The 6362-nt window shown below is 67.7% G+C and carries 8 protein-coding genes and 1 pseudogene; 4 read left to right on the top strand and 5 right to left on the bottom strand.

Annotated elements, in window-relative coordinates; translation table 11 throughout:
* Positions 1-142: 142 nt before the first annotated feature.
* A complete protein-coding gene (locus tag ACFWPJ_RS21670; RefSeq protein ID WP_022566940.1) occupies positions 143-376 on the bottom strand; it encodes a hypothetical protein in 234 nt (77 codons plus the stop codon).
* Positions 377-740: 364 nt separating this feature from the next.
* Between ACFWPJ_RS21670 and ACFWPJ_RS21665 the strand changes: the two genes are divergently transcribed.
* Both ACFWPJ_RS21665 and ACFWPJ_RS21660 read left to right on the top strand, forming a co-directional pair.
* Entirely contained in the window at positions 741-965 is a 225-nt protein-coding gene (locus ACFWPJ_RS21665; RefSeq protein WP_189029361.1) for a DUF397 domain-containing protein, read from the top strand.
* Positions 966-983: 18 nt separating this feature from the next.
* Positions 984-1868, top strand: coding sequence for a helix-turn-helix domain-containing protein (locus ACFWPJ_RS21660; protein WP_378854010.1), 885 nt, complete (start codon positions 984-986; stop codon positions 1866-1868).
* 10 nt (positions 1869-1878) lie between these two features.
* On the opposite strand, the gene ACFWPJ_RS21655 is transcribed toward ACFWPJ_RS21660, so the two are convergent.
* The 4 genes from ACFWPJ_RS21655 to ACFWPJ_RS21640 all read right to left on the bottom strand — a co-directional run bounded on the left by ACFWPJ_RS21655 (position 1879) and on the right by ACFWPJ_RS21640 (position 4013).
* Positions 1879-2136, bottom strand: coding sequence for a hypothetical protein (locus ACFWPJ_RS21655; protein WP_189028143.1), 258 nt, complete (start codon positions 2134-2136; stop codon positions 1879-1881).
* A gap of 348 nt (positions 2137-2484) precedes the next feature.
* Positions 2485-3141 carry an SDR family oxidoreductase gene (locus tag ACFWPJ_RS21650; protein WP_378854007.1) on the bottom strand — a complete coding sequence of 219 codons (657 nt, stop codon included), beginning with the start codon at positions 3139-3141 and terminating at the stop codon, positions 2485-2487.
* A 33-nt stretch (positions 3142-3174) separates the two neighbouring features.
* Positions 3175-3672, bottom strand: a complete 498-nt coding sequence (locus tag ACFWPJ_RS21645) for a DUF2599 domain-containing protein (protein ID WP_378854005.1) — start codon at positions 3670-3672, stop codon at positions 3175-3177.
* Positions 3673-3761: 89 nt separating this feature from the next.
* Positions 3762-4013 carry a hypothetical protein gene (locus tag ACFWPJ_RS21640; RefSeq protein ID WP_189028149.1) on the bottom strand — a complete coding sequence of 84 codons (252 nt, stop codon included), beginning with the start codon at positions 4011-4013 and terminating at the stop codon, positions 3762-3764.
* Between the two features lie 325 nt (positions 4014-4338).
* Between ACFWPJ_RS21640 and ACFWPJ_RS21635 the strand changes: the two are divergent.
* A pseudogene (locus ACFWPJ_RS21635) lies at positions 4339-4688 on the top strand (lipase family protein); the annotation flags it as partial.
* Between the two features lie 191 nt (positions 4689-4879).
* Positions 4880-6241 carry a lipase family protein gene (locus tag ACFWPJ_RS21630; protein WP_378854003.1) on the top strand — a complete coding sequence of 454 codons (1362 nt, stop codon included), beginning with the start codon at positions 4880-4882 and terminating at the stop codon, positions 6239-6241.
* The last annotated feature ends 121 nt before the right edge of the window (positions 6242-6362 follow it).

Below are 6362 nucleotides of genomic sequence, written 5' to 3'. Positions count from 1 at the left end.
GGCACCGTGGTGACCGCCGTTCCCTTGTTGCGCAGGATGTCCGCTATCCGCATATGCCGCTCACCCGTGTTCGCGCCGATGTTCACCTCCAAGGATGCCCCCGGTGACCTCGCCGTGACCAGCACGAAGACGTTACAACCGCCTATTCGTCGTCCAGGCCCGCCGACAGGTAGGCGGCGGCGGCCAGCCATTGGCGGCATTGCGGCCCGTGGACGTCGTGCTGACGCAGCATCTCGCGGGCCTGGCGGTAGGTGAGCCCGTGTGGCTCGTCGCTACACGACCCCGACGGTGCTCCTGCCGCGCCGAGGTATCGCGGGACCTCGAGACCGGCGGTTCCGGCCGAGACCCGGCGGGGTGTTCGAAACGGCGTGCTCATCCGAGGCCCCTCGCATCCGGCAGCGGAAGGCGGATCCGGCTGGTGCTGCCGACATGCCTTCCGGTGATCTTGCGGCCTGAGTCTACGGCTGCTTCGTTTGCAGATGCAAGAACATCTGCACAGTCGATCCGGGCGTGTCGGGCGGCTGAAGCGCTTGCGGCGCTTGCGAATTCAGGGGGCTGGACATCACCGATCGCGACGCCGCCCAGGTCGTGTCGTCGGGTAAGTACCGACCGGTGCGCGCCTATCCGGCGCGTGTTAATGTCCCGATCGCACAGTACATCTGCAAGAACGTTTGTGCGTGCATCTGCAACTTTCGTAGCGATGGGCATCATTCGAGAACGAGGAGTGTGGCGTGTCCGGAATGCACCATGATCAGCGGGAACGCCCGGCCGACGGCGCCTGGCGTAAGAGCACCTACAGCAACCCCAGCGGCAACTGCGTCGAGGTGGCCGAAGCGGCCGACGGTTCGGTCGCCGTGCGCAACTCGCGCGACCCGCACGGGTCGGTCATCTTCTATACCCGGCCCGAGATCGACGCGTTCATCCGCGGCGCGAAGGCCGGAGAGTTCGACTACCTGACCAAGTGATCGGTAATATCGGCAGCCATGACGGCTGAACCCGACGAGATCGGTCGCGTGCAACCGGTTGTCGACCGTGGCCCTACCGTGCTGCGCATCGCTCTCGGTGGCCAGTTGCGCAAACTGCGCGAGAGCAAGGGCATCACCCGAGAAGCGGCCGGTGACGCGATTCGTGGTTCCCACGCGAAGATCAGCCGGCTCGAACTGGGACGCACAGGATTCAAGGAACGCGATATCCGCGATCTGCTGACGCTCTACGGTGTCCACGACATCGTAGAGCGCGAGTCCTTCTTCGAACTCGCCAGGCAGGCAAGTGAACCTGGCTGGTGGCATCGCTACAGCGATCTGCTGCCCTCGTGGTTCAGCACCTACCTCGGGCTCGAGCAGGCGGCCAGCCAGATCCGGACCTATGAGGCCCAGCTGGTGCCCGGCCTGTTGCAGACGCCGGAGTACACCAGGGCCATCGTCACCCTCGGGTTCGACGACGCCGATACCGAGCGTCGCGTGCAGGTCCGTCAGCGTCGCCAGGACGTCCTGCACCGGCCCGAGCCGCCGGTGGTGTGGGCGGTGATCGACGAGGCCGTGCTGCACCGCCCGATCGGCGGGCCCGAGGTGCACCGCGCGCAGCTGCGGTACCTGGCCGAGCTGTCGGCGCTGCCGAATGTGATCGTGCAGGTGCTGCCGTACTCCGCGGGCGGGCACGCCGCCGCGGGCAGTTCCTTCAGCATTCTGCGCTTCGCCGAGCCGGAGTTGCCCGACATCGTCTATCTCGAGCAGCTGACCAGCGCGCTCTACCTCGAGCGCAGGCAGGACCTGGCGCTGTACAAGTCCGTGATGGACCAGCTCAGCGTCCAGGCCGAACAGCCCGACCGCTCGCGCGCGATCCTGCTGGAGTACGCCGACCGGGTCTGACGGGAACTACTCAGTATTTGATACAGCCCGCGGCGATGCGCCAGAAGGTGTCGGGGGTCAGCGTCTGCAGATCCCAGTCGTCGGCGAATTCGTGCGCGGTGGTCACGATGCGGTCGATATCGAAATCGTTGCGGGTCGCGGCGCCGGTGGACTCCACGGCATCGATGACATAGGCGACCGCGGTTTCCCTGGAGCACCCTGCGGTGTCGGGGTGGGTGGTGGTCGCTGCGCGATCAGCGAGGCCGGAACGGCCGTTGGTGTTGTTCATGTGAACGCCCCTGTGTTTAGGCAGTGGCAAACCCAAGGCAAATATAGCCCCAGGTGTGCCGCTCGCGGCCTCCCCTGACTATCCCCTGAATTGTATTGCGGCCCTGAGTTTAGGACGGGGACACTTTCAGATGCAAGCACATCTGCACGATCGATTCCGTCTCGATGCAGCGTATTTCCCGGCTTCTGAGCGGCGAATCCGTGTTCGCGCCACTGTGTTCGCGACCCGCGGTGCAGGGATAACGTCGTGACCGGCGGTTCGCCGCCGTAGCCCTGTGGCAACGGGGGTAGCGCAGGTCCGTCCGGATCGGCCGTCCGACCGAAATGGGTTGTGATAGTTAATTTTCGGCTAACGAATCGCGGCAACGGCCGACGCGACGGGCTCCGCACCGGAGACCATCTCGAGGGTGTGCCGAAAAGTGTTGTCCGCGAGCAAGATCGACGCGAGCGTCGCGGCGACATCGGCGCGCGGGACCGGGCCGCGCGGAATCGGCGGCGGTCCGAGCGTGACCAGACCGTTGCCTTCGGCGTCGGTGAGCATGCCGGGCCGCAGGATCGTCCAGTCGAGCGCGCGATCGCGCAGGTCGTCCTCGGCGCGGGTCTTGGCATCGAGGTAGGCGGCCCATACCTCGTCGGTCCCCGGCGCGGGTGGCGCTCCGGCGCCCATCGTCGAGATCTGCACGAATCGCCGGACCCCGGTCTGCTCGGCGGCGTCGGCGAGCTGGACCGAACCGTTGAGGTCGACGGTGTACTTGCGCGCGGCCCCGCTGCCTGGGCCCGCGCCCGCGGCGAACACCACCGCGTCCGAGCCCGCGACGGCGGCGGCGAGGTCGTCGGGAGTGTCGCGTTCCATGTCGTAGATGACCGGGACGCCGCCGGTCGCGGCGATGTCGGCGGCCTGACCCGGATCCCGGATCAGGGCGTAGACCTGGTCACCGCGACGGGCGAGCAGCTGGGTCAGCAGCAGGGCGATCTTGCCGTGTCCACCGGCGACGACGATGCGCATGCGAGGTGCTCCTTTCGGGCGGGACGGCGGTCGTCAGCGTTCCGGGCCGCCGGGATTGCAGTTCGCCGACACCGTGGCCGAATAGCCGACGTCGGGTCGCCACGGTTCGAGGTTCCAGCTCGGTTTGTCGGGGGCCACCATCCTCGCCCACACCCAGTGACAGAGGAACTGGTCGCGCATCCCCGGCGCGTCGGCGTCGGCGTCGAGGGCGAGGACCTCCTGCCAGGCGAGCTCGTCGGTGCCGGGGGTCGAGGTCTTCCTGCCCGCGACGGTGGGGACGACGAGCAGCCGGGCGCCGTCGATGGTCTCGGTCCAGGTCACGTGGTCGATGAGCGGCAGACCGGCATAGGGATCGACGGTGGTGGTCGGCGGCGCGATGGTGGCCGGCGGCTTGCTGGTCGGTCGCGGTGTCGTGGTGGCGGTGGTCGTCGGGGTCGGTGCGGCAGCGTCGTCGGAGCCAGCCGACCCGCAGCCGGTGAGGGCGGCAAGCGCGATCACGGCGAATGCGGCACCGGTGCGCCACCGTGTCACGGACGCCCCCTTCCGTTGTCCCGGGTCGGGCGGCCGAGCCGCGGCCGCCCGGCCAGCCTAGTGCGGCGGGCCGGGCGGTGCCGGTGGGCTCAGTGCCAGAGCGATCGGCAGGGGAGTCTGCGCAGTTCGGGGCCGACCCGGCCGTCGACGGTCACCAGCAGGCCCGCGTGCACCGCCGCCGTCGTGAATTCCCAGGCCTCGGACGGGGTCGCCGCGTACTCCAGGATCAGGGCGTCTTGCGGTGTCGGGCCGTCGAAGTAGACCGTGATCCGGCGGGTCGGTATCTCGGTCCGTTCGATGCGATGGGGGGTGGCGGCGATGTTCTCGTCGAGGGGAATCATGCGTGCTCCTTTTCGCCCCGGCACTCGTGAGCGCCTTCCTGCTCGACGGTAGGACCCGGACCATCGAGGAGAACATGTTCTGGAATTCCGCTGGAGATCTCACAGCCCGCCCGGTGCCGCGGCAGTACGCCGACCAATCGGGCGCACCGGCTTGCCTCCGACCACAACCTCGCCGCCTGGGTGTTGTGAGCTCCGCCGATGTCGGCCGGATGCGGTTCCGACGAGCCACGGTACCGGCCAGTATCGGTGCCGACGGCAGCGACACGGGAGACAGCCGCATGATCTGGTTTGCCGCGGCACGACAGGTTCGGCCGCGCAGAGCACTTCCTACGGCGCAGTGGAATTGGGCGGTCAGGTGACCCTCGACGGAATCAGGGCCGTGCGCAAGGTCGAGGAACTGCAGGTCGCGGGCAGGCGGGTCGCGATGGCGGGCTACTCCGGCGGCGGTATGGCGACGGCGTGGGCGGCGGCGCTGCAGCCACCTACGCGCCCGATGTCGAGATCGCCGGCGCCGCGATGGGCGGGGTGCCGATGAATCTGGTGTCGATGCTCGAGGGCCTCGGCTTCGGTTCGCATCCGGTCTTCGGGCTCGCGCCGGCGGCTGGGATCGGCCTGGAACGTGAGTACCCGCAACGCTTTCCGATCAGCGAGCAGATGAACGCCAGCGGCCTCTCCGGGTCGCTCGTTGTTGCGATCGCGCCGCATTGCGTCACGACTCGGGCACGACGCCGATTCGGCGGGGTGGTCGCGGCGTACCGTCAGTGATCTGACGAGAGGCGCACTGGGGGAGGTTCGGCGGAATTCGAAGCACCGCATCGCCGCACGTCACGACGAATCCGACGTTGCCACCCGAAGGCGTGTGTGCCATGCGATCTGTGCGTGTGTTGGTCTGCTCGATGCTCCTGCTCTGTTCGTTCGCCGTCGGCACCGCCGCGGCCGAACCGCCACCGACGACGGAATTCCCGGTACCGCATCCGGGTACGCCGGGATTCCTGCCCGATCTGCAACGCTGGATCGATCAGGTGCTGCCCTCGCCGATCCAGCCGTCCGACGATCCCGATGCCGAACTCGCCGCCCTGCACGCCGCGGTCATGCCGTCGCCGGTCGGCGACCCGATGTTCGACCACTGGCCCGACGGCCTGGCCGAGCTCGCGCCGGGCGACATCATCGAAACCCGCGATGTCATGGCCACCGCGGCCCCACTCACCCTGGTGCCGATCCGGTCGGCCACCCTGCTCAAGTTCCGTACCGACGACTCGCACGGCCGCCCGTCCTTCGCGACGGCGACCCTGCTCGTGCCCGCCACCGACTGGACCGGCCCCGGCGATCGCCCGGTACTGGTCAACAACCTGCCGATCGACGCGCTGGGGCGCGACTGCACGCCGGGATACACCCTGGCGCACGGCCTCAATCTGCATTCGAGCACGACCGAATTCGTCCCGCCCACCACGCAATTGGCGGCGCTGCGCGGCTACGCGGTGCTGGTGCCCGATCACGAGGGCCCCTGGATGGCCTACGCCGAGCCGTATGTCGCCGGGCATGCGGTGCTCGACGCGATCCGCGCCGTCCGCGGAATAGACCCGGTGACTTTCGGTGACAGCAGATTCGCGATGACCGGCTATTCCGGCGGCGCCATCGCCACCCACGGCGCGGCCAAGCTGATCGATTCCTACGCTCCGGAACTCGCCGACGTGATCGTCGGCGCGGCGCTGGGTGGCGTGCCCGCCGATTTCGAGATTCTCTCGCGCAGTATGAATGCCAACCTCGCTTCCGGCATTTTTATGGCGGCGACATTCGCGATCGGCCGGGAACGCCCGGAAATCCTGGCCGCGATGAACAATCTCGCGCGCTGGGTGGCGACCTCGGTGATGAAGGACCAGTGCGTCAGCGTATTCGCGATCCCCGGCGTCTTGCACTTGCCGATCGATGTCGGCGCCAACATCGCCGACCCGCTGCGTTCGGAATTGGCCACCACGATCTACGAGATCACCCGGATGTCGGGGATGCGCTCGGCCACTCCGCTTTACATCTACAACGGCGAGCAGGAGTTCTGGATCCCTGCGGCGGGCGCGCGCAATCTCTACAACGAGCAGTGCGCACTCGGCGCGAACGCGGTGTACCGCAGCGTGTTCGGTGAACATGTGATCGGTGCGGTCACCGGTTATCCGGAGGCGATGCTGTGGCTGGACGAGCGTTTGCAGGGGGTCGCCGCGCGCAGCGAATGCTGACGGCAAAATTCCCGTGCCGCTTCATGGCGGTTTTCGACAACCGGTGGTGATCTGCCCAGAAACCAGGAGACGTTGGAAAAGCGGCGATTTCGCCGCCTTATGTTCAGTGCGGTTTCGACAC

Source organism: Nocardia sp. NPDC058497, from assembly GCF_042720195.1.
GTDB lineage: Bacteria > Actinomycetota > Actinomycetes > Mycobacteriales > Mycobacteriaceae > Nocardia.
Note: the sequence above shows the minus strand (reverse complement) of the source record. Positions and strands in the feature narration are given on the sequence as shown.

Excerpts from the sequence above, each read along its gene's own strand:
- ACFWPJ_RS21670 (WP_022566940.1), bottom strand. The coding sequence starts at position 376 with ATGAGCACGCCGTTTCGAACACCCCGCCGGGTCTCGGCCGGAACCGCC.
- ACFWPJ_RS21665 (WP_189029361.1), top strand. The coding sequence starts at position 741 with ATGCACCATGATCAGCGGGAACGCCCGGCCGACGGCGCCTGGCGTAAG.
- ACFWPJ_RS21660 (WP_378854010.1), top strand. The coding sequence starts at position 984 with ATGACGGCTGAACCCGACGAGATCGGTCGCGTGCAACCGGTTGTCGAC.
- ACFWPJ_RS21655 (WP_189028143.1), bottom strand. The coding sequence starts at position 2,136 with ATGAACAACACCAACGGCCGTTCCGGCCTCGCTGATCGCGCAGCGACC.
- ACFWPJ_RS21650 (WP_378854007.1), bottom strand. The coding sequence starts at position 3,141 with ATGCGCATCGTCGTCGCCGGTGGACACGGCAAGATCGCCCTGCTGCTG.
- ACFWPJ_RS21640 (WP_189028149.1), bottom strand. The coding sequence starts at position 4,013 with ATGATTCCCCTCGACGAGAACATCGCCGCCACCCCCCATCGCATCGAA.
- ACFWPJ_RS21630 (WP_378854003.1), top strand. The coding sequence starts at position 4,880 with ATGCGATCTGTGCGTGTGTTGGTCTGCTCGATGCTCCTGCTCTGTTCG.